This is a genomic window from Bradyrhizobium sp. TM102 (assembly GCF_009176685.1).
GTDB lineage: Bacteria > Pseudomonadota > Alphaproteobacteria > Rhizobiales > Xanthobacteraceae > Bradyrhizobium > Bradyrhizobium ottawaense.
On record NZ_AP021855.1, the window covers coordinates 5954799 to 5975713 of the forward strand.

Here is a 20915-nt window from a genome sequence, read left to right on the forward strand (position 1 = left end):
GCGGCCCTCACCGGCTCAGTCCTCGTGACGCGATTCTCACGGCTTCCAACTCTCCATACCGCTCGTGCGCGGCAAGCCAGCCCGCACGGCCAAAGATGTTCAGCCGCGCTCTCGCCAGGTGCGCGTCGACCTCTCTTACGAAGCAAAAGGAACCATTGATGTCGTATCTCGCGCCTTCGGAATTCGTCACCAAGATGGTGGATGCGGGCGAGTCCAAGATCTTCATGTCCACCCGGGATACCATCATCCGCGCCTACATGGCCGGCGCCATCCTCACGCTCGCCGCATGGTTCGCCGTCACGATCAACGTCAACACGGGTCAGCCGCTGGTCGGCGCGCTCTTGTTTCCGGTCGGCTTCGTCATGCTGTACCTCCTCGGCTTCGACCTCCTGACCGGCGTGTTCGTGCTCTCGCCGCTTGCCCTGATCGACAAGCGTCCTGGCGTCACGATCGGCGGCGTGCTGCGCAACTGGGGCCTCGTGTTCATCGGTAATTTCGCCGGCGCGTTCACGGTCGCCTTCATGATGGCCTTCGTCACCACCTTCGGCTTCACGCAGCCGCCGGACAAGGTCGGGACCGCCATCGGAATCATCGGCGAAAGCCGGACGCTCGGCTACGCCGCGCACGGTGCGGCCGGCATGGCGACGCTGTTCCTGCGCGGCATGCTCTGCAACTGGATGGTCTCGACCGGCGTCGTCGGCGCCATGATCTCGACCTCGGTCCCCGGCAAGGTCATCGCGATGTGGATGCCGATCCTGGTGTTCTTCTACATGGTGTTCGAGCATTCCGTCGTGAACATGTTCCTGTTCCCGTCCGGCCTGCTGCTCGGCGCGAAGTTCTCGATCCTCGACTATCTGATCTGGAACGAGATCCCGACCGTGCTCGGCAACCTCGTCGGCGGCCTCGCCTTCACCGGCATGACCCTCTACGCCACGCACGTCATGACCCTGCCGAAGCGCCAGGTCGACAAGGCTGCAAAGCCCCGCGTCGCCGCCTGATCGAATACGTCTCGACAGGGGAGCCTCGCCCGAGCAGGGTGAGGCTCCCCTCTCCTGGTGATGACGATGACCCGCGGACTCCTGATTTCGGTCGGCCAGCACTCCGACAAGGGCCGCAAGCCCGTCAACCAGGACTTTCACGGCGTCCTCATTCCAGAGGAGCCGCTGCTCGGCCTGAAGGGCATCTCGGCGGTCCTCGCCGACGGCATCTCCTCTAGCAGCGTGAGCCAGATCGCCAGCGAGTCGGCGGTCAAGAGCTTCCTGATGGACTATTACTGCACGTCGGAATCCTGGACGGTGAAGACCTCCGCCCGCCGCGTGCTGGACGCCACCAATTCCTGGCTGCATGCGCAGACGCGCAAGAGCCAATATGCCTATGACCGCGACAAGGGCTATGTCTGCACCCTCAGCGCCATGGTCATCAAGGCGACCAGCGCGCACATCTTCCATGTCGGCGACTGCCGCATCTACCGCGTCGCCGGCAAGGCGCTCGAGCAGCTGACCGACGATCACCGCATCATCGTGTCATCGGAGCAGACCTATCTCGGCCGCGCGCTCGGCATCAATCCGCAGCTCGAGATCGACTACCTGGCGTTCGAGGTCGAGGCCGGCGACACGTTCCTGCTGGCGACCGACGGCGCTTACGAATTCGTCGACGCGCGCTTCATCACGAGCGCGCTGAACGAGCACGCAGGCGAGCTCGACGGTGCGGCGAGGGCGATCGTCGAGGAAGCCTACCGGCGCGGCAGCGACGACAACATCACCGTCCAGATTATCCGCATCGACGCGGTGCCGCAGCGCGAGCCGGCCGGCATCTTCAATCAGACGTCACAATTGCCGCTGCCTCCGCTGCCTGAGCCGCGCGCGATGTTCGACGGCTATCGCATCGTCCGCGAGATCCACGGCAGCAGCCGCAGCCACATCTATCTCGCCGTCGATGCCGAGACCGAGGAGCCGGTCGCGCTCAAGCTGCCGTCGGTCGATTTGCGCGACAACGCCGCCTATCTCAAGCGCTTCCTGATGGAGGAGTGGATCGCGCGCCGGATCGACAGCCCTCACGTGCTGAAGCCGCTGTCGCAGTCGCGGCGCCGCAATTATCTCTATGTCGCGACCGAATTCGTCGAGGGGCAGACCCTGAAGCAGTGGATGACCGACAATCCGCGCCCCGATCTCGAAACCGTGCGTGGCATCGTTGAGCAGATCGCCGCGGGCCTGCGCGCCTTCCACCGCATGGAGATGCTGCATCAGGATCTCAGGCCCGAAAACATCCTGATCGACAAGACCGGCACCGCGAAGATCATCGACTTCGGATCGGTCAGGGTTGCGGGCGTCGCGGAGGCTGCGCCACGGGACGAGGCCGACGAAATCCTGGGCACGGTCCAGTATACGGCGCCGGAGTATTTTCTCGGGCAAGGCGGCTCACCGCGCTCCGACATGTTTTCGCTTGCGGTGATCTGCTACCAGATGCTGACCGGAAAGCTTCCCTACGGCGCCCAGATTGCCAGGATCCGGCGCAAGGCGGACGTGCGGAGGCTCAAATATCGCTCCGCAGACGACGACCGCAATGTGCCGGCCTGGATCGACGGCGCGCTCCGCCGCGCGCTGCATCCCGATCCCTACAAGCGGCACGAGGACCTGTCCGAATTCGTCTTCGAGCTTCGCACGCCCAATCCAGCCTATCTGGACACGCGGATCACGCCGCTATTGGAGCGCAGCCCGCTGATGTTCTGGAAGCTGACCTCCGCGGCACTCGCCTGCGCTGTCGTCGTGCTGCTGGCGCTGCTGCACGCCCGCTAGGGCCGAAGCGTCAGCTTCTGGCGGTCATGCGGAAATTCTATCGAGGTCTCCCCTGGATCAATCTTTTGTCGGACGCGTTCATCGGCGCCGACTATCTGCCAGCGTAATAGCGCCTGCAGCCACTAGGACAATGATGATGACCGTGGCAAGCGCCTCCACCGAGGCAAAGGTGTCGTACCAGCTGTTCCAAAGCTCAAGCATGCGCTGGCCTCTATCGAGCGCCGCCCATCAGCGATAGACTACACTTTCTCAAAAGGACGCGCCTTCGCGCGCAAGCACAATGCTGCGTTTCGCCGCGTGCCTTTTGATCGCGCGGCAACGTGACCCATGCCGAAGATGTTGACCAACTGTGAAGTGGTTTACATCCTTGGGTTCTTGGCTCGGGCTAAAGTGGCGAAGGCTTCTTACTTTGAAGGAGGCATCCAATGCTCGCGGCAATCAGATGGAACTCCCGATATAACGCTCGCGAATGGGTGATGAAGGCTGGGGCGCTCGTCGTCCAACTCCGCGCACCGAATGCAAACCGACAGACCGGTGAAAGTAAGTCGAGGCGGCCACTCTGGAAGCACTTCGACGACACCCATCATTGGGACGCAACCGCGGAGGAATGGGTCCCAAACCCTGACCGGTGATCGCAACGCATTGTGCGCGCACCGGCCGAATTCGGAGACTTCAAGATGCCCGTTGCTGACGGGCCCGTCTAGCGGTGAGGCGGCGTCTTGACTTGCTCTGACATCCGTATCACGGACTGACGCAGTCGGCCCTACGGGGCTTGATCGTAGGCCTGCAGGATCCTGACAAAATCAGCCATGCTGGATCGATCTTGGCTTTCAGCCATAGCCGCAATCTGAGTATTGGACGCGGGTCGGCTTCCCTGCCAGAACCGCATCAAGAGATCGGCGATGTTTCTCATGGCGTACTCTCTGCACCAACCATGGCAATAAGCATCAATTGAGCGGCAAAGCGCCCGCTAGTTCGGGAGAAGGGCCGGCGGGCGCTACGCCGCCGGCCTTGTCCCGCAACTGCCGGCTCACAGGGCCGGTTCCGTTGCTTTCCACTCTGGATGCATCGGTAACACCAAGCACTTGGTCGGCGCCATCGCGCGCAGGTATGAAGTGACCATACCTAGGTAGACTTGGGTTGGTGAATCGGGATCAGTCGACCAAGTGTAGGTTTAATCGCTGGTAGGTTGACGACTTGCGTGGATGGCCCAACTCGTACGCGCCCGGACTGCCCCGGCATTCCGGCGGGCCATCAGGCCCGCTCCACAGCCTTCACCCCGAGCGGCGTCGGCGCCATGCCGCCGCCGGGCTTGAGGTGGAATTCGTAGGTCATCAGATGCCACTGACCGTTCGCCTTGGAGCCGTCAGGCATCGCGGGATCGTTGCGCGGCTCGACCTTGGCGACGAGATCATCCTTGACCCCGAACACCACGTCGGAATCCAGATATTTGTCGCCGTCCATGAAGACGTGCGTGATCAGGGGCTCGTATCCCCTCGCGTTGACCAGGAAGTGCACATGCGCCGGGCGCATCGGATGACGCTTGGTCTGCACGATCATCTCGCCGACCGGGCCGTCGGTCGGGATCGGATAGCTGCATGGCAAAATGGTCCGGAAGAAGAAGCGGCCGTCGTTATCGGTGATGAAGCGCGCCCGCGCCGAAGCGCCGACCTCGTCATAGTTCGGCTTCTGGGAATCGTAGAAGCCGTCGTCATCGGCATGCCAGACGTCGACGGGGACATTGGCCAGCGGCTTGCCCTGGAGGTCGGTGACGCGGCTCTGCACGAACATCCGCTCGCCGGTTTGATTGTTCGGCGAGATGTCGGTGCCGTGCGCGGTCACCTTGTGCTCGCCGACATAGAACGGGCCGAGCACCGTGGTCTGGGTGGCGCCGTCGCGGTCGCGATGGTTGACCGCGTCGACCAGCATGGAGACACCGAGCACGTCGGACAGCAGGATGAACTCCTGGCGGGTGTCGGTGCATTTCTGCCCGGTGCGGGTCAGGAAATCGATGGCGTAGTCCCATTCCTCGAAGGTGAGACCCGTCTTGCTCACGTAATCGTGCAGCGACTTCACCAGTTCCTGGAGCAGGAATTTGGCGCGCGGATTGGGCGTGCTGTCGAAGCTTTTCACGACGGCCTGGGTGAGATCAGTCTCGTTGAACTGGGTCATGATGGTTTGCCCTGCGTTTTCTCATTGGCCCCGGGGGGCTTGGAGGCGTTCCAGGGGCCAGCCTACACCAGTCGGCCCGCTCGCGTTAAGCGCGAGCGGCTTGGAATGGGGCCGTCATTTGGCTATCAACGGACCGACAAAACTGCCCGGAGGAACTGATGCTCGCCCCCACCCCCGCCTCGCCCGAATCCGTCGGCATGTCCAAGGCCGCGCTCGACCGCATCGATGCGCATCTGAGGAAACGGTACATCGATGCCGGCCGCTTCCCCGGCACGCATCTTCTCGTCTACCGCCGCGGCAAGGTCGCGCACAGCTCGGTTCAAGGCTTTGCCGACGTCGAACGCAAGCTGTCGGTCAAGGACGACACCATCTACCGCATCTATTCCATGACCAAGCCGCTCACCAGCGTCGCCTTCATGATGCTGGTCGAGGAAGGCCTGGTCGCGATCGACGAGCCCGTCGCCAAATACATTCCGGAATGGAAGGATCTCGGCGTGTTCATCGCCGGCAACTCGCCGGCCTTTCTGACCCGGCCGCCGTCCCGGCCGATGCTGATCGTCGACCTCCTGCGCCACACGTCCGGCCTCACCTACGGCTTCCAGCAACGCTCCAATGTCGATGCCGCCTACCGCACTGAAAAGATCGGCGAGGTCGAGAAGTCGGGCACGCTCCAGACCATGATCGAGGCTCTGGCCAAGATCCCGCTGGAATTCTCGCCGGGCGAGGCCTGGAACTACTCGGTCGCAACCGACGTGCTCGGCTATCTCGTCGGCAAGATCTCGGGAATCCCCTTCGAGCAATTCCTGAAGCAACGCATCCTCGACCCGCTCGGCATGACCGACACCGACTTCCACGTGCCGGCCTCCAAGGCGCATCGGTTCGCGGCCTGCTATTCCGCAGATCCCGGTGGCGGCATGACCTTCCATGCCGGCCAGCGCCGCGAAGGCCTGACACTTCAGGACGATCCGACAACGAGCTCGTTCCTCACCCCGCCCTCCTTCATCTCCGGCGGCGGCGGCCTCTGCTCGACGGTCGCAGACTATCTCACCTTCTGCCGCGCACTGCTCAACGGCGGCGAGCTCGGCGGTATCAGGCTGATCGGACCGAAAACGCTGGCCCTGATGACCAGCAACCACATTCCGGGCGGCCGCGCCCTGCCCGAAGTGTCGCGCTCGCTGTTCTCCGAGGCCGCCTATAACGGCATCGGCTTCGGTCTCGGCTTCGCGGTGACCATGCGCCCCGCAGAGACGCTGATCGCCGGCAGCCCCGGCGAATACAATTGGGGCGGCGCGGCCACGACCTCGTTCTGGATCGATCCGGCCGAAGAGCTGATCGCGATCTTCATGACGCAGGTGCTGCCGTCGAGCGCCTACCCGATCCGGCGCGAGCTGCGCAGCATGGTCTACGCCGCGATCACCGAGAGCAATCTGTAACCAATCCAGCCGATCCCGCGGCCCACCGCCGCGGGATCGCGCCATCAGACGCTCATTTGAGCATCTCCGGCACGATCAGGCGCGGCAGGAACAGCGACACGCTTGGCCAGACGATGACGGCCGCGAGCACGAGCAGCATCGGGATCAGCATGATCACCGTGTCCTTCAGAGCATAGCGCAGCCGCACGCCGGCGATCGAACAGGCGATCATCAGACACAGGCCGTAGGGCGGCGTCACCAGTCCGAACGCCAGCGACACGATGGAAATGATCGCGAACTGGACCGGATGGAGATCGACGGACCTGGCCAGTGGTTCCAGCACGGTGCCGACGATGACGATCGCCGGGATGGCGTCGAGGAAGCAGCCCACCACCAGAAAGCAGAAGGCGATGAAGAAGCCGGCTGAGACAGTGCCCATGCCCCATGTCGAGACGTTGGCCAGCAGCTCCTGAGGGATCTTGTAGTAGGCGAGCAGCCAGCCGAACGCACTTGCGGTGCCGACGCAGAACAGCGCCACGCCGGCAAGGCGCCCGGTGTCGAGCAGGGCCTTGTACAATTCCCGTACGCCTGTCTCCCGATAGAAGAACGCCGACAGCGCGACGGAATATAGCACCGCGACGCAGGCGGACTCGGTTGCGGTGAACCAGCCGAGCAGAATGCCCCCAACGATGATGAAGGGCGTCATCAGCGCCGGAATTGACTTCCAGATGGCGCATCGCATCTCGACCCAGCTTGCCTTCGGATAGGTCGGGTAGCCGCGGCGCACTGCATAGACGTGCACCGTCGCCATCTGCGCGCCCGCGATCAGCAAACCCGGCACGATGCCGGCCAGATACATCGCCGCAATCGAGGTCGAGATCAGCCCGCCCCACACGATCATGAGGATCGACGGCGGGATGATGACCGCCAGGACCGCCGACACCGCGGTGATGGCAATCGAGAACGAGAGATCGTAGCCCTCCTTGGTCTGTGCATCGATGAAGATCTTTGACTGGCTCGCTGCATCAGCGGTGGAGGAGCCCGAGATGCCGGCAAAGAATACCGACAGCACGACATTGATCTGCGCCAGCGATCCGGGCCAGTGCCCGACCATCGAGCGCGACAGCGCCACCAGGCGATCGGTGATGCCGCCGATGCTCATCAGGTTGGCCGTCAGCAGGAAGAACGGCACCGCGAGCAGGATGAATGAATTGTAGGCGTTGAAGGTTTCCTGCGCGAGCATCATCATCGAGAGATGAGGCTCGATCAGCAGAATCGGCACGCAGGCAAGGCCGAGCGCGAATGCGACCGGCACGCGCACGATGAGCAGGCCGATGAAAACCCCGAACAGCACCATCGCGGCCTGTCCGGCGGAGAGTATATTGCCGCTCATCGCCCTGCCCCAACCAGAATGCGCATTTCATCGATGATCTGTTCACCCGCAAAGACGATCCACGTCACGCCGGTCACAGGCCAGGCGACGTGAATCAGCCAAAGCGGCAGATCGGCCAGCTCTGAAGTCCTGTTCCAGGCAAAGCGGGTGAACTCGAGGCCGGCCGATACGAACACCAGCGCCAGCGCCAGTATGCCGAGCCGCGCGAGGATTCGCACCGCGGCCTCCGACCGCCGCGACAGGTCAGGCCACACATCGACCTCGAAATGCTGCGCTTCGCGCACGCCGACCATGGCGCCGATCATGATCGTCCAGACGAACAGGAAGCGCGCCATCTCCTCCGTCCAGATGTAGGACGGAATGAAGGGCGTGTAGCGTGAGATGATTTGCAGCGTGACCGGAACAACCAGGACGCCGACGCAGGTGGCCAGCAGGAATTCCAGCAGCTTCGCATAGGCCGCCGATACGCGGCGCCACAGCGACGGTGTGGACGGGACGGGCATTTCAGACATTGGGGCTCCGTGCAGCAGCTCATCCGCCAGCTCCGGGCAAGAAGCGGGGCTTGCCCGGACGTGCTGTCGGCGGACGCAAAGACCTCAGACGACGTTGATCTTCTCGAAAATGCCCTCCGCACCGATTTCCTTGGCGTAGGTGGCCATCACGGGGTCGGCAAGCTTCTTCATGGCGTCCCGCTCCTCGAAGGGAACGCGCTTGAGCTTGCCGGCCTTCTCGAGCGTGTCGAGCTTGACGACCTCTTCGCTCGACTCGAGCTGACGGCCGTAGTCGCCGGCCTCCTTGCCGGCCTTCATGATCGCGTCCTGCAGCTCCTTCGGCAGGGTCTTCAGCGTCTTCACCGAGAAGCAGATCGGCCGGATCGACACGGCGTGCTGGGTCAGGTTGAGATGCGGAGCGACTTCGTAGAACTTCATCGCCTCGACGCCGGCCGCCTCGTTTTCGCCGGCCGATATCACACCGTTCTGGATCGCGTTGTAGATCTCGTTATAGGCGATCACCGTCGGGCTCATGCCGACCGCCGCAAAGGTCTTCGACCAGATCGGCGCGCCCTGCACGCGAACCTTGAGTCCCTTGAGATCGGCGAGATTCTTGAGTGGCTTGTTGGCGAAGATGTTGCGGATGCCGCCGCCGGAATAGCCGATCAGGACGACCTCGGCCTTCGCCGCGACCTCGTCGGCGATCGGCGCCAGGATATTGGCTTCGACGACCTTGTTCATGTGCTCGATGCCCTTGAACACGAAGGGCGCGTCGATGAAGGGAGCGGCCTTGGCGAAGGTCGACATGTGAGCCGGCGAGACAATGCCGTAATCGACCGCCTTGCCCTGTGACATGTACTCGAAATACTGCTTCTCGAGGCCGAGCGAGGAGTTCCTGTGCAGGGTGAAGTTGACAGGCTTGCCGTAGTACTTCTTCACCAGCTCCTCGAACCGGAGCAGTGCCCGGTTGAAGGCGTGGTCGTCGTTGAACTGGACCGCGCCGTTCAGCGAGATCGGCGCTTGCGCCCTGAGGATCGACGGCATCCCAATCGTGGCCGCCGCAGTGGTCGCACCGATACCAGCGAGAAATGACCTTCGCTTCATCGTCTCCCCTCCCTTTGATGCTCCGGCCCTGTAGCCGGGCCGTGAGCGCAGCCGGTATGCGGCTTGCGAAATGGAAGCGTATGAAAAACGTCGGCCGGACGGAAGTCATTTCGCGTGCGCTGGAGGTACTCTTCGTCGCAGGGTTACGCCCGGCGCACCTGCTGCACTGCAACTCGCGCTCCTGCCGGCGCGGCCAGTCCGTATGGGCGCAGTCGCACTCTCGTAGGAGGCGGACCACGAGCGGACCTGTGCGCTGCACGCACGGACCCGCTCGCCCGTTACTGCTGGCCTAGTGCATATGCCCGATCAGATAGATGCCGCCGCCGATCGCCAGCACGGCCGGCACGGCCCACAAGATCAATACCGGCATTTGTCATCCTCCTCAGTTTGCTCCTCAGTTTGACGTGCAGACCTTCACGGTCTTCATGCCGCCGGTCCGCGATTTGTAGATCGTGCCCGACGGGCTGACGACGGTCATCGTCGTGTCCGTCGGCTTCTTGTCGACGACGGTGCACTTCTTCGTCTTGACGTCCTGCACGACGTAGAACTCGTCGGCTGCGAACGCGGGCAGGGACAATGCAGTAAGCATCAACGCTGCAGGCGCGGACATCCCGAACTGCGCTGCAACATCTCGTTTCCGAACCGCTCGCCATCTGCGAAAAACATGGCGCCGCGCAAGTCCCGCACGTATGGTCTGCCCAAAATCATACTCCGGCGCCGCTGCGCCGGAACCGGGACGCCCGCGTTTGTCAAAGCTCACCCTGCCGGTCCGGCTCGCTCTTCTGGTGACGGGAACGATGTTGCCGCTGATCGTCTTTGCGGTTGGCATTGTGTTCTACAATTACAAGCAGGATCGAAGCGACGCGACCCGCCGAGTGCTGGAGAACGTGCGCAGCATGCGCCTCGTGCTCGACTCCGAGGTGCAGCGGATGACCGGCGGCTTGCAAGTGCTTGCACTGACGAATTCGCTTCGTAACGACGACTTCCAGAACTTCCGCCGCATCGCGCTCGGCTTTCTCGACCAATATGGCAAGGGCGGGCTGGTGCTGATCTCCGATCGCAAGGGCCGGCTGCTGTTTTCCTCCGCAACGGAAGACACCGCAAGCCTGCCGCCACGCGGCCATCTCGAGATCGTCGAAAAAGTCTTTGCGACCAGGTCGCCGCAATATTCCGACCTGTTCACCGGCGCGATCAACGGGCGGCAGGTGCTCACCGTCGAGGTTCCGGTGTTCCGCGACGGCGAGGTGATCTACGACCTCTGCTTCAGCCCACCGATCAGCATCTTTCAGGAACTGGTGGAGAAGCAGCGGCCCGACCGGCTCTGGACGGTGACTCTGCTCGACACCAAGGGCATCGTGTTTGCACGCGCGCCGAACCCCAGCGAGACCTTCGGCAAACGCGCCTCGCCCTCGCTCTATGCCGAGATGTTCCGCCGCAGCGAGGCATCGCTCCCGACGGTGTCGCTCGACGGCATCGCTCTGGCCGCGGCCTACACACGATCGCGGCTGACGGGCTGGACGATCGCCGCCGGCGTCGACGAAAGCTCCCTGATCGCGCCGCTCTGGCGCAACATCGCGATCACCAGCCTGATCGGCGGCATCCTGCTGCTGACCGGCCTGACCTTCGCGGTCAGGATGGCAACCACGATCGCGCGCGGCGAGATGCTGCACAATCTCCTGATCGACGAGCTCAACCATCGCGTCAAGAACACGCTGGCCTTGATGCAGGCGATCGCGGTGCAGACCTTCCGCAGCGCCAGCCGGGACGAGCGGACGAAATTCGAGGGACGGCTCGGCGCACTGGCCGAAGCGCATAATCTGCTGAGCCAGGAGAAATGGGCGGGCTCCGAGCTGCGGGAGGTGATCGCCCGTGCGCTTCAGCCGTTCCTGATGAACAGTCCTGACCGCATCCGCATGGCCGGACCCGCGGTGCCGCTGTCGCCGCGGCTCGCCGTGGTGCTGTCGATGATCGTGCACGAGATCGCCACCAACGCCGCGAAATATGGCGCGCTGTCCAACGAGACCGGCCGGGTGACGCTGGACTGGGAGATCATCGCCGATGCTCCGAAATCGCGGCTGCGCCTGATCTGGACCGAGATCGGCGGACCGCCGGTGACCGCGCCGGTACAGCGCGGCTTCGGCTCGCGCCTGATCGAGCGCAGCGCACGCGACCAGCTCGGCGGCGAGGCCACCGTCGACTTCCTGCCGCGCGGCGTGGTCTGCACGGTGGTCTGTACGCTGGACGAGGCGCGGTAGCCGCTCCAGGCCTGGCGCCATATCGCAGCGCAATACAGCCTTCCTGCGACAATTGCGCTCGCCCCACGCAATCATCCGATGTTAAACATCGGATGATTGTGAAGCTGCCGGCGGGCGGCCAATACAAATGAACCGGCCGCGACAGGCCGGCGGGGAGAAACAAACCGGTGGCAAGAGCGCGGCCGAGCCCAGCCGACAAACCGATCAAGCCCGGCCGCATCCGCGCCGTGCTGACGACGCTCGGCCGCGAGATCGCCCAGGATCTCATCCCCGTCGGCACGACCCTGCCGCCGGAGCCGGAACTCGAAGCCCGTTTCGGCGTCGGGCGCGGCGTGGTGCGCGAGGCGATCAAGACGCTCGCCGCGAAGGGCCTCGTCAGCGTGCGACCGCGACACGGCACGCAAGTGCTGCCGCGCCACGAATGGAGCCTGCTCGATCGCGACGTGCTGAGCTGGCTCGTCGGCCAGGACGAACCGGATCGCGACCTCCTGCTGGCAATCCAGGAGGTGCGCTCGATCATCGAGCCTGCAGCCGCAGCGCTTGCGGCCGAACGCGCGACGAGGAACGATCGCTGGCGGATCGATACGGCCTTGGCCGCGATGCAGACCGCAAAGGACCAGGCCAGCGCCCTCGCAGCCGACAAGGCCTTTCATCTTGCCATCCTGGATGCGACCCATAACCCGGTGTTGCAGGGCTTTCGCAGCGCGATCGACACCATCCTGAGCACCGTCTTCACCGTCGCCGTCGGAAGCCCCGGGGGCTGGTTCAAGGATAATTTGCCGAACCACGTGGGGGCAGCGCGGGCTATCGAGAGCGCCAACCCCGAGAAGGCGCGCGCCGCGATGGAACGCCTGCTCGGCTATACCCGATTGAAGCTCTCGAACCGGAAGACGGTCATCGCCGCGGCAACTCGCAACGGGTCAGCCGTGCGCGCGGCCAGGACGTCGAGCGTCAAGAGCAGGAGGAAACGTCGTGGACCGTGACAGGAAGGGCTCGCCCCACATCCACGCTCCGCCCGGGATCGCGGTCGTGGCAACCGACGGGCGGCCGCGATCGCGCGAGACACGGTGACGATGTCAGGAATGATCAGCGTGAAATGCCGGCACAGGCATAGCTGAGCGTCAGGGAGGTCAAATGCAGGTGACGGGCAGTCTGAAAGGTCGATCGTCGCGATTGATCCGCAGCGTCAATTCGCTGGCGGGCGCTGCGATGTTCGTCGCGCCGCTGCTTGCGCTGGTGGCGATCTGGGCGATCGTCGTCCCGCTGTTCAACGTCAATCCGCGCGTGTTTCCATCGGTCGGTGCGGTCGGCGCGGCCGCCATGGAGTCGATCCGCGACGGCACGCTGTTCGCCCATGTCGGCGCCAGCCTTTTGCGCGTCGGCCTCGGCACGCTGATCGGCATCGCCACCGCCGTGCCGCTCGGTATCGCCATGGGCGTGAGCCCGACGGTGGCGGCCTTTCTCACGCCGCTGTTCCGCTTCTTCTCGGTGCTCGCCGGCATCGCCTGGATCCCGATCGCGACTTTATGGTTCGGCTACGGCTTCGGCGCGATCGTCTTCGTGATCTTCAACGCCGTGTTCTTCGTCGTCGCCTACAACACCCTGCTCGGCGTCAGGACCATTCCGCACACGCTGCGCAATGCTGCCGCCTCGCTCGGCGCCGGCCGCTGGGCGCTGCTGACCGAAGTATTGCTGCCGGGCGCGCTGCCCAACATCGTCACTGGCATCCGCACCGGCCTGGGCTTTGCCTGGCGCGGGCTGATCGCCGCCGAGATGATCGCGACCAATGTCGGGCTCGGCTACATGCTGTTCGTCGCACGCGATTTCTACCGCACCGAAGTGATCGTGTTCGGCATGATCGTGATCGGCGTGCTCTGGCTATTGATCGACCGTCTGCTGCTGGTCCCGCTGGAACGCGCGACCATCGAACGCTGGGGCTTGGTGAGGCGCGCATGAACCTGCTGCTGCAAATCTGGGGCGACTATACCCGCCTGACCCGGCGCTGGCCCGGGGTCGCCGCCATCATTCCGTTCATCCCGGTGCTGGCGTTGTGGACGGCGGTCAGCGAGGCCGGGGTGTTTCCGCGAGCGTTCTTCCCCGGCCCCGCCGATGTGCTGCGCGCGTTCTTCACGCTCACCTACAAGGGGATCCTGCCCGACTATCTTCAGGACAGCCTGATCCGGCTCGCAACCGGCGCCGCCGTCGGCATGGCGCTCGGCATTCCCTTGGGCATCCTGATCGGCACGAGCCGCTGGGCACACCGGATCTGCTGGCCGGTGCTGCTGTTCTTCCAGGCCATCGGCGACATTGCCTGGCTGCCGATCCTCTTGATCTGGTTCGGCTTCGGACTGACGACGATGACTTTCGTCATCGTCTACACCGTGCTGTTCCCGGTCGTGCTCAACACCGTGCTCGGGGTTGAATCCGTGCCGCGCGACCTCGCGCGCGCCGCCCTCAGCCTCGGTGCCTCGCGCGCGCGGGTGCTCTGGGAGGTGACGCTGCCGGGAGCGCTGCCCAACATCATCACGGGCCTGCGCAACGGCCTCGGTTATGGCTGGCGCGCGCTGATCGCGGTCGAGATGATCGTCGGCACATCGGGCATCGGCTTCATGATGTTCGATGCCCGCCGCGCCGGCTCTACCGTGGAGATTCTGCTCGGCATGATCATTCTCGGATTGCTCTGGTACATCGTGGACGCCTGGGTCCTCGCGCCGCTCGAGCGCGTGACCGGCCAACGCTGGGGATTGGTGACATCATGAAGACGCTTTCGCTGCGCAATCTCGGCAAGACCTATTTCGATCCTTACGCAGGCGCGCATGTCACCGCCGTTCACGACGTCTCGCTGGACGTCGAGCCCGGCGAGTTCATCTCCGTGGTCGGCCCGTCCGGCTGCGGCAAGACGACAATCCTCAACATGATCGCCGGCTTCATCCCCTATTCGAAGGGGGACATCCTGCTCGACGGAAAGCCGGTGCACGGACCCGGCCCCGAGCGTGGCGTCGTGTTCCAATCGTTCGCGCTGTTTCCCTGGAAGACGGTGCTCGACAATGTCGGCTTCGGCCCGAAGATGCGCGGCGTGCCGAAGGCCGAGCGCGACCGCATCGCGCGCGAATATCTCGCGCTCGCGGGGCTGTCGCACGCGGCGCACCGCTATCCAAACGAGCTCTCCGGCGGCATGCAGCAGCGCGTCGGCGTGGTGCGCGCACTCGCCAACAATCCCGACGTCCTGCTGATGGACGAGCCGTTCGCCAGCGTCGACGCGCAGACGCGCATGACGCTCCAGGAGGAGCTGACCCGGATCTGGCAGGAGCGCAAGCCGACGGTGATCTTCATCACCCATGACGTGCCCGAAGCGGTGTTTCTCGCCAACCGCGTGGTCGTGCTGTCGAAGGGACGCGTGCTCGACGAGATCGCGGTGGACCTGCCGCGGCCTCGCGTCTGGGACGACCTCGTCAAGGACGACCACTTCAAGCAGCTCTCGGCGCGGGTGCTCCAGATGGTGCGCGCGGCATGAGCATCGCCTCCGACGTCCTGCGCTCGCCCAAGGGCCGCATCGTGCTCGGCGCCATTGCCGCATGGGCGCTGTTTCAACTCTGGTTGACGGTTGCCGCGCCGGGAAAGATCTCGCCGGAGCTCACGGGCACATCGGAAAAAGTGAACGTGCAGATCGAGCTGCCGTTCACGCCGGAGCGCTTCCACGTGCTCGCATTCCAGCAATATGGACGCGTCTCGGGAACGGATGAGCATTCGATCGAGCTACGCGGCGTCAAACGAACGGACCTCAACGCCGTCGCCCGCCCCTATTGGGTGACGGCGGTGGGGCCGATAAAAGAGGGAGGCTGAGAATATGAAACGACTCTTGCTGCTCGGAATCGCGCTCTTGGCCGGCATGGTGCCGGCGAGCGCCCAGACCCCGACGAAACTGAAGGCCGGCATGGTCACCGGCATCGACCAGATCGGCCTGCCGATCGCACTCGAGCGCGGCTTCTTCGAGAAGTACGGGCTCGATGTCACGATCGCACGCCCCTACGCGACCGGCGTCGACGCGCTGAACGCACTGCAAGCCGGCGAGAGCGAGATCGTGCAGGTCGGCGTGCCCATGATCGGCGCCGTGCTGCGCGGCATGGATCTTGTCGCACTCGGCAATTACAGCGGCAACGCCACCAAGGCCGGCTCCGATGCCACCATGGCGATCATCGCGCGTGAAGGTTCAGGCATCGTCAAGGGTGACCTGTCGACGCTCAAGGGCAAGAAGATCGCGGCCTCCTTCGGCACGATCAATCATCTCTACATCCTGGCGACGCTGGAGAAGGCCGGGCTGAAGCCCGATGACGTGACGCTGGTCAACACGCCGCCGCCGGACATGACCGTCGCCCTGCTCGCCAAGGGTATCGACGCGTTCTCGGGCTGGGATCCCTGGCCGATCGTTGCAGGCAAGGATGTGCCCGGCGCGGTCGAGATCATCAGAGGCGGCGACGTGATCTCCTATATCGGCTTCAACGTCGCGCTTCGTCCCTGGGTGCAGGCCAACGGCGAGACCATCGAGAAATTCCTCGCTGCCGTCTCCGAGGCCGATCAATGGATGCGCAAGAATCCGAAGCAGGCGGCGCAAGTCGCCACACGCTGGATTCCCGGCCTCAAGCAGGACGTCGCCGAGGCTGCGATGCAGTTTAACATCCAGCAGGCGGACCGTCGGCTGTCGGCGAACAATTACCGTGCGCTGTGGAGCGCCGAGGATCGGCTCTCCCGCCTCGGCATCCTCAAATCGACCTTTGACGTCAATGCGCATATCGAGCCGAAGCACATTCTCAAGGTCATGAAGGATCGTCCCGAACTGTTCACCGACCTGCCGCCGATCCCGGAGACGGCGGCGATCTCGCCGGGCTACGTGTTCAAACCCTGAGCAACTGCACACGGGGACGCCGGCGCGATCAGCGCGCCGGCATTTTCCGGATCAAGCCCTACCCGATGGTCTGCAGCGCCGGGAACGTCTCCAGCAGCCAGATGCTCACATTCGAGACCGCGCCGGTGAGAAAGCCGATGCCGGTGATCACCATCAGGACGCCCATGGCGCGCTCGACATTGACGAGATGTCCCTTCATCCGCGCGAACAGTGCCGAGAACTGCTCGATCATCAGCGCGGCGATCAGGAAGGGAATGCCGAGACCGGCCGAATAGACCGCGAGCAGCCCCGCGCCCTTCGTCACCGTAGCCTCAGCGGCCGCGATCGAAAGGATCGCGGCGAGGATCGGGCCGATACAGGGCGTCCAGCCGAAGGCGAAGGCGAGCCCCATGATGTAGGCGCCCCAGAGGCCGACCGGTTTGGGGATCGGCAGCCGTCCCTCGCGCATCAACAGGCCGATGCGCGTCAATCCGAGAAAGTGCAGGCCCATGATGATGATGACGATGCCGGCGAGGATCGACAACTCCGCCGACCAGGCGCGGATCAGCCCACCGACCAGCGAGGCGCTGGCGCCGAGCGCGACGAACACCGTGGAGAAGCCGAGCACGAACAGGAGCGCCGACATCATGATCGCGCGCTTGGAGGCCGAGCCCGGCTCGTCGCTCTCGACATGCTCGATCGTGGCGCCCGTAAGATAGATCAGATAGGGCGGGACCAGGGGCAGGACGCAAGGCGAAAGGAAGCTGACGAGGCCTGCAATCAGCGCCGCCGGGATCGAAACATTTTGCATGATGCCGTCTGAGCCATCTCAGGCCCCGGTGCGGCGCGCCGGGAATGCGCGCGGCCCGGAGCCGAACCGGCTCTGGTGTAACCGATGCCGGAGAATGCGCAACAGAGGCGCATCAAACCAGGGCTCCTCCCGATGCCGCCTGCGATCACAGGTGCGGCATCGGGACGCGCACAAACCTCGCCAAAAAGCGAGATTCGGCGGCGCGGCTACTTCACCACGCGGAGCAGCGGACGCCGGGGCTGGTCCTGCGTCTGCTTGGAAGGGGACGGCGGCTCGCTCGCAGCGCTCCGCAGCATTTCGTCGCACAGTGCCTTGAGATCGGCACTGTCAATTCCTTTGAGTTTCATCCTGACGTCGAGGATGACAATGGACAGCAGCTCGGCCGACTCACGGCTGTCGCACGCGTTGAGAACCCTGCGGCACCCCTCGAGCGTTTCCAGCACCGACTGCAACTGTTCGTCTGAATGCGACACCGGCGTTCTTTCCGTTAATTCGGCCTGCGAGACGTGTTGGTGACGACCCCTTCGGCCCCCATGGAATACGGAGGATAGCACGAGGCCACAGCGCCTCTGAACCTGATTTCAGTGGGTTTCTGCCGCGGAACTGCGGTTCCGGCTAACATCGCCGCGCTGCTCCGTTGGCCATGGTCGAAACGGTCCGAGAGCAAACGCCCCGCGCCCTGTGATTGATCCATTGAGAGAGATGGCGCCGGCTTTCGCGCAAGCACACTCATTGCCGACAGCGCCTGCAATCCCGCAGCCATTTCACGGCTCGCAACGGCACTCACGCCACACCCCTCATCCGGGCAATGGCCTGCCCGATTCCCAACCCTTGGCAGCATTCAGATACCACCCACGAGGTAGTAAGGATGACGTTCAAAACTCATCATCCCCCAACCCGCAGTGGTTGTGGTTTGCGCCAGATTCTGCCAGTTTAGCTAACCGAAGGGACTTGTATGCACTCCTTGGCGGAAAGGGGCGTTCCTGTGGCGGAACGCCCAAAGACAAATCTCAGCGGCCTCTCTGATTGGGATGCCGCCCGCATATTCCTTGAAGTCGTCCGATGCGGGAGTTTCCGATCGGCGGCCGAGCGCCTGTCGCTGTCGATCAACGCCGTGCGCCGGCGAATCGACGATTTCGAACGCCAGACCGGCACCACACTCTTCACCCGCGACGTCCATGGCACCCATCTCACCGATGAGGGCGCGCTGGTGGTCTCCGCCGTCGAGCGCATGGAGGCCGCCACCTTCGACGTACTGCGCGCCAGCGATTCGATGGCCAACGCCCTGTCCGGCGAGGTGCGAGTCGCCGTTACTGAGGGGCTCGGCACGTTCTGGCTCGCCCCGCGCCTGGTTGAATTCCAGCAGGCCTATCCGAAGATCCTGGTCGACCTGCATTGCGCGATGCGCTCGGCCGACGTCTCGCGCCACGAAGCCGACGTCGCCATCCATCTGTCGCGTCCCTCGGCGCTCGACATCAAGCTAGTGCGGCTCGGTCGCATGCATCTGATGTTCTGGGCCTCCGAGAAATACATCGAGAAGCATGGCGCGCCGCGCTCGGCGGCGGAATTGATCAAGCATCGCCTGGTGCTGCAATTCGCCGACCAGCTTGCCGCCAAGGAATCCTTCGAGAGCTTCTTCCCGGGCGTATCGGAACGTGACCTTCTGGTCATGAAGACCAACGTCTCAAGCGCCAACTACTGGGCGGTCGCGAATGGCGCCGGCATCGGCGTCTTCCCGAGCTACGCCATTGCGCTTGGCGGGAGGTTGATTCCACTGGAGGTCGAGTTGAACCGACCGCTGGATATCTGGTTGTCCTACCATCCCGGTAGCGGCCGTATTCCGCGTGTGCGGCACATGATTGATTGGCTGATCGAAGCTTTCAGTCCGGCTCGCTTCCCGTGGTTTAAGGAAGAGTTCGTGCATCCGCATGAATTCAAGGACTCGTATATGGGCGAACCCCTGACCCAGCTCTTCGGGGGATTTTCAACCGAAGAACAAAGGTGAAAACGAAGATGAAAGCAGCGGCGAAAAGAATGAAGCAGCGCAGTGCTGGCAAGCCGGACATCGAGCTTGGCAAGCGGATTCGTCTGCGGCGCGTCGAGATGAAGATCTCGCAGGCCGAGCTCGGCGAGAAGCTTGGCGTCAGCTTCCAGCAGGTTCAGAAATACGAGAAGGGCGTCAATCGCGTCGGCGCGGCTCGTCTGCAGCAGATCGCTTCCGCCCTCGACGTGCCCGTGACCTTCTTCTACGACGGTGACAACAAGGCGCGCGAAGTCGAGAGCCTGCTGTTCCTCGATTCGGCCTTCAGCCTCCGCCTGCTGCGCGCCTACAGCAAGATCAAGGACCAGACCGTGCAGCGTCAGTTGGTCTCGCTGATGGAATCGATCGCGGCGAACGAGAGCTGAGACCGGTCGACGGTCTGGCCTTTGCGGCCGATCTTCAATCCGCCGCGTCGCGGGGACGCGGCCGGATTGAACGATCATATTCCGGCTCGCGCGCTTGCGCGCGGCCTTTGCGGGGCGGCACGACCGCCCCTTTTCTTTGCGCGCGCGACACTCGGGACGACGCGCCATGCAATCCCGCTACAGGCGGATGCAGACTCGCCCACCCTGCCGCGGTTGACCCCGGAAGCGCCAGCGCAGCACATTGCCCCTCGCACATGACGAGCGAGCAAGCGATGTCCGACATATTCAGCACGACCGGTACACCCTACGCGGACGGCAAGATTCTCCAGCACACCACCGACGGCGTCGGCGTGATCACCTTCAACAATCCCGACAAGCGCAACGCGATGTCGCTGGAGATGTGGGAGGGATTTGGCGAGGCCTTGACGAGCCTGCGCGACGACGAGACGGTGCGCGTCGTGGTCCTGCGCGGAGCCGGCGGTAAGGCCTTCGTCTCCGGCGCCGACATCAGCCAATTCGAGAAGACTCGCCACAACGCGGCAGCGTCCGAGGAATATGCCAGGCGTAGCGCCGCCCAGCGCGCACTGCTCGCAGACTATCCCAAGCCGACGATTGCCTGCATCGACGGTTTTTGCCTCGGCGGCGGCATGCAGGTCGCCATGCTCGCCGATATCCGCATCGCCGCGCACGACAGCCAGTTCGGCATTCCCGCGGCCAAGCTCGGCATCGCCTATGGCTTTGACGGCCTGCGGCACCTGGTTTCGCTGGTCGGCCCGTCCTGGGCGCGGCTTCTGATGTACACGGGCATGCGCATCGATTCCGCCGAAGCGCTGCGCATTGGCCTTATCGAGCGCGTGTTCCCGGTCGACGAGCTCTGGGGCGAGACCATGACGATTGCCGAGACGATCTCGCAGAACGCCCCGCTCGCGATCAAGGCCGCCAAGATCACCATCGCGCAGGTGCTGAAGGATGAGAGTCAGCGCGACATGGACGCGATCAAGGCGATCGGCAATGCCTGTATGGACAGCGCAGACTTTCGCGAGGGCCGGCAAGCCTTCATGGAAAAGCGCAAGCCACAGTTCCAGGGGCGTTGAAGCTGAACCGACGTTCAGGAAGATTAAATTCCTCGTGCAGCTCCGCGCGGTAGCAACTAGTTGATCTGACGAAAGTTCTCCCGCCACAACGAGGGAGATC

At 63.8% G+C, this 20915-nt stretch carries 20 protein-coding genes; 13 read left to right on the forward strand and 7 right to left on the reverse strand.

Annotation, left to right across the window (positions count from 1 at the left end; translation table 11 throughout):
• Positions 1 to 158 precede the first annotated feature (158 nt).
• Positions 159 to 998, forward strand: a complete 840-nt coding sequence (locus GDN70_RS28225; RefSeq protein WP_028144315.1) for a formate/nitrite transporter family protein — start codon at positions 159 to 161, stop codon at positions 996 to 998.
• A 60-nt stretch (positions 999 to 1058) separates the two neighbouring features.
• Complete coding sequence (locus tag GDN70_RS28230) at positions 1059 to 2795, forward strand: bifunctional protein-serine/threonine kinase/phosphatase (protein ID WP_173015967.1); 1737 nt, start codon at positions 1059 to 1061, stop codon at positions 2793 to 2795.
• A 1254-nt stretch (positions 2796 to 4049) separates the two neighbouring features.
• Here the strand turns inward: GDN70_RS28230 and GDN70_RS28235 are convergent.
• On the reverse strand, positions 4050 to 4967 hold the full coding sequence (locus GDN70_RS28235; protein ID WP_028143051.1) for a dioxygenase: 918 nt from the start codon (positions 4965 to 4967) through the stop codon (positions 4050 to 4052).
• A gap of 158 nt (positions 4968 to 5125) precedes the next feature.
• Here GDN70_RS28235 and GDN70_RS28240 point away from each other — a divergent pair, with 158 nt between their 5' ends.
• Positions 5126 to 6400, forward strand: coding sequence for a serine hydrolase (locus GDN70_RS28240; protein WP_152103315.1), 1275 nt, complete (start codon positions 5126 to 5128; stop codon positions 6398 to 6400).
• A gap of 52 nt (positions 6401 to 6452) precedes the next feature.
• On the opposite strand, the gene GDN70_RS28245 is transcribed toward GDN70_RS28240, so the two are convergent.
• The 4 genes from GDN70_RS28245 to GDN70_RS28260 all read right to left on the reverse strand — a co-directional run bounded on the left by GDN70_RS28245 (position 6453) and on the right by GDN70_RS28260 (position 9977).
• Positions 6453 to 7772 carry a TRAP transporter large permease gene (locus tag GDN70_RS28245; RefSeq protein ID WP_152103316.1) on the reverse strand — a complete coding sequence of 440 codons (1320 nt, stop codon included), beginning with the start codon at positions 7770 to 7772 and terminating at the stop codon, positions 6453 to 6455.
• Positions 7769 to 8284, reverse strand: coding sequence for a TRAP transporter small permease (locus GDN70_RS28250; RefSeq protein ID WP_028143054.1), 516 nt, complete (start codon positions 8282 to 8284; stop codon positions 7769 to 7771). The genes GDN70_RS28245 and GDN70_RS28250 overlap by 4 nt, the downstream gene beginning before the upstream one ends.
• A gap of 84 nt (positions 8285 to 8368) precedes the next feature.
• On the reverse strand, positions 8369 to 9367 hold the full coding sequence (locus tag GDN70_RS28255) for a TRAP transporter substrate-binding protein (protein WP_018322778.1): 999 nt from the start codon (positions 9365 to 9367) through the stop codon (positions 8369 to 8371).
• Between the two features lie 394 nt (positions 9368 to 9761).
• The gene (locus GDN70_RS28260) at positions 9762 to 9977 is read right to left on the reverse strand and encodes a hypothetical protein (RefSeq protein ID WP_038971847.1); all 216 of its coding nucleotides are present in this window, start codon (positions 9975 to 9977) and stop codon (positions 9762 to 9764) included.
• Positions 9978 to 10164: 187 nt separating this feature from the next.
• On the opposite strand from GDN70_RS28260, the gene GDN70_RS28265 reads away from it, so the two are divergent.
• The 7 genes from GDN70_RS28265 (at position 10165) to GDN70_RS28295 (ending at position 16525) form a co-directional block, all read left to right on the forward strand.
• Positions 10165 to 11622, forward strand: coding sequence for a sensor histidine kinase (locus GDN70_RS28265; protein WP_152103751.1), 1458 nt, complete (start codon positions 10165 to 10167; stop codon positions 11620 to 11622).
• Positions 11623 to 11789: 167 nt separating this feature from the next.
• Positions 11790 to 12605, forward strand: a complete 816-nt coding sequence (locus GDN70_RS28270) for a FadR/GntR family transcriptional regulator (protein ID WP_095426386.1) — start codon at positions 11790 to 11792, stop codon at positions 12603 to 12605.
• Positions 12606 to 12756: 151 nt separating this feature from the next.
• Entirely contained in the window at positions 12757 to 13578 is an 822-nt protein-coding gene (locus GDN70_RS28275) for an ABC transporter permease (RefSeq protein WP_038947001.1), read from the forward strand.
• Positions 13575 to 14381: an ABC transporter permease gene (locus GDN70_RS28280; protein ID WP_028143058.1), complete on the forward strand. Its 807-nt coding sequence runs from the start codon at positions 13575 to 13577 to the stop codon at positions 14379 to 14381. The genes GDN70_RS28275 and GDN70_RS28280 overlap by 4 nt, the downstream gene beginning before the upstream one ends.
• A complete protein-coding gene (locus GDN70_RS28285) occupies positions 14378 to 15136 on the forward strand; it encodes an ABC transporter ATP-binding protein (RefSeq protein WP_028143059.1) in 759 nt (252 codons plus the stop codon). The genes GDN70_RS28280 and GDN70_RS28285 overlap by 4 nt, the downstream gene beginning before the upstream one ends.
• Entirely contained in the window at positions 15133 to 15465 is a 333-nt protein-coding gene (locus GDN70_RS28290) for a hypothetical protein (protein ID WP_028143060.1), read from the forward strand. Before GDN70_RS28285 ends, GDN70_RS28290 begins: the two co-directional genes overlap by 4 nt.
• A 4-nt stretch (positions 15466 to 15469) precedes the next feature.
• Positions 15470 to 16525, forward strand: coding sequence for an ABC transporter substrate-binding protein (locus tag GDN70_RS28295; RefSeq protein ID WP_028143061.1), 1056 nt, complete (start codon positions 15470 to 15472; stop codon positions 16523 to 16525).
• Between the two features lie 58 nt (positions 16526 to 16583).
• On the opposite strand, the gene GDN70_RS28300 is transcribed toward GDN70_RS28295, so the two are convergent.
• Positions 16584 to 17315: a cytochrome c biogenesis CcdA family protein gene (locus GDN70_RS28300; protein WP_038947000.1), complete on the reverse strand. Its 732-nt coding sequence runs from the start codon at positions 17313 to 17315 to the stop codon at positions 16584 to 16586.
• Between the two features lie 206 nt (positions 17316 to 17521).
• Positions 17522 to 17788 (reverse strand): hypothetical protein, encoded by a 267-nt coding sequence (locus GDN70_RS28305; protein ID WP_028143063.1) that lies wholly within the window; start codon positions 17786 to 17788, stop codon positions 17522 to 17524.
• A gap of 482 nt (positions 17789 to 18270) precedes the next feature.
• Between GDN70_RS28305 and GDN70_RS28315 the strand changes: the two genes are divergently transcribed.
• From GDN70_RS28315 to GDN70_RS28325, 3 genes are all read left to right on the forward strand, one after another.
• A complete protein-coding gene (locus tag GDN70_RS28315) occupies positions 18271 to 19320 on the forward strand; it encodes a LysR family transcriptional regulator (RefSeq protein WP_028143064.1) in 1050 nt (349 codons plus the stop codon).
• 29 nt (positions 19321 to 19349) lie between these two features.
• Positions 19350 to 19721 (forward strand): helix-turn-helix domain-containing protein, encoded by a 372-nt coding sequence (locus GDN70_RS28320; protein WP_020608151.1) that lies wholly within the window; start codon positions 19350 to 19352, stop codon positions 19719 to 19721.
• A gap of 272 nt (positions 19722 to 19993) precedes the next feature.
• Positions 19994 to 20815, forward strand: coding sequence for an enoyl-CoA hydratase (locus GDN70_RS28325; RefSeq protein ID WP_028143065.1), 822 nt, complete (start codon positions 19994 to 19996; stop codon positions 20813 to 20815).
• Positions 20816 to 20915: the final 100 nt, after the last annotated feature.

Excerpts from the sequence above, each read along its gene's own strand:
- GDN70_RS28245 (WP_152103316.1), bottom strand. The coding sequence starts at position 7,772 with ATGAGCGGCAATATACTCTCCGCCGGACAGGCCGCGATGGTGCTGTTC.
- GDN70_RS28290 (WP_028143060.1), top strand. The coding sequence starts at position 15,133 with ATGAGCATCGCCTCCGACGTCCTGCGCTCGCCCAAGGGCCGCATCGTG.
- GDN70_RS28320 (WP_020608151.1), top strand. The coding sequence starts at position 19,350 with ATGAAGCAGCGCAGTGCTGGCAAGCCGGACATCGAGCTTGGCAAGCGG.
- GDN70_RS28240 (WP_152103315.1), top strand. The coding sequence starts at position 5,126 with ATGCTCGCCCCCACCCCCGCCTCGCCCGAATCCGTCGGCATGTCCAAG.
- GDN70_RS28300 (WP_038947000.1), bottom strand. The coding sequence starts at position 17,315 with ATGCAAAATGTTTCGATCCCGGCGGCGCTGATTGCAGGCCTCGTCAGC.
- GDN70_RS28275 (WP_038947001.1), top strand. The coding sequence starts at position 12,757 with ATGCAGGTGACGGGCAGTCTGAAAGGTCGATCGTCGCGATTGATCCGC.
- GDN70_RS28285 (WP_028143059.1), top strand. The coding sequence starts at position 14,378 with ATGAAGACGCTTTCGCTGCGCAATCTCGGCAAGACCTATTTCGATCCT.
- GDN70_RS28295 (WP_028143061.1), top strand. The coding sequence starts at position 15,470 with ATGAAACGACTCTTGCTGCTCGGAATCGCGCTCTTGGCCGGCATGGTG.
- GDN70_RS28255 (WP_018322778.1), bottom strand. The coding sequence starts at position 9,367 with ATGAAGCGAAGGTCATTTCTCGCTGGTATCGGTGCGACCACTGCGGCG.
- GDN70_RS28280 (WP_028143058.1), top strand. The coding sequence starts at position 13,575 with ATGAACCTGCTGCTGCAAATCTGGGGCGACTATACCCGCCTGACCCGG.
- GDN70_RS28325 (WP_028143065.1), top strand. The coding sequence starts at position 19,994 with ATGTCCGACATATTCAGCACGACCGGTACACCCTACGCGGACGGCAAG.
- GDN70_RS28265 (WP_152103751.1), top strand. The coding sequence starts at position 10,165 with ATGTTGCCGCTGATCGTCTTTGCGGTTGGCATTGTGTTCTACAATTAC.
- GDN70_RS28315 (WP_028143064.1), top strand. The coding sequence starts at position 18,271 with ATGCACTCCTTGGCGGAAAGGGGCGTTCCTGTGGCGGAACGCCCAAAG.
- GDN70_RS28235 (WP_028143051.1), bottom strand. The coding sequence starts at position 4,967 with ATGACCCAGTTCAACGAGACTGATCTCACCCAGGCCGTCGTGAAAAGC.
- GDN70_RS28250 (WP_028143054.1), bottom strand. The coding sequence starts at position 8,284 with ATGTCTGAAATGCCCGTCCCGTCCACACCGTCGCTGTGGCGCCGCGTA.
- GDN70_RS28225 (WP_028144315.1), top strand. The coding sequence starts at position 159 with ATGTCGTATCTCGCGCCTTCGGAATTCGTCACCAAGATGGTGGATGCG.
- GDN70_RS28230 (WP_173015967.1), top strand. The coding sequence starts at position 1,059 with ATGACGATGACCCGCGGACTCCTGATTTCGGTCGGCCAGCACTCCGAC.
- GDN70_RS28260 (WP_038971847.1), bottom strand. The coding sequence starts at position 9,977 with ATGTCCGCGCCTGCAGCGTTGATGCTTACTGCATTGTCCCTGCCCGCG.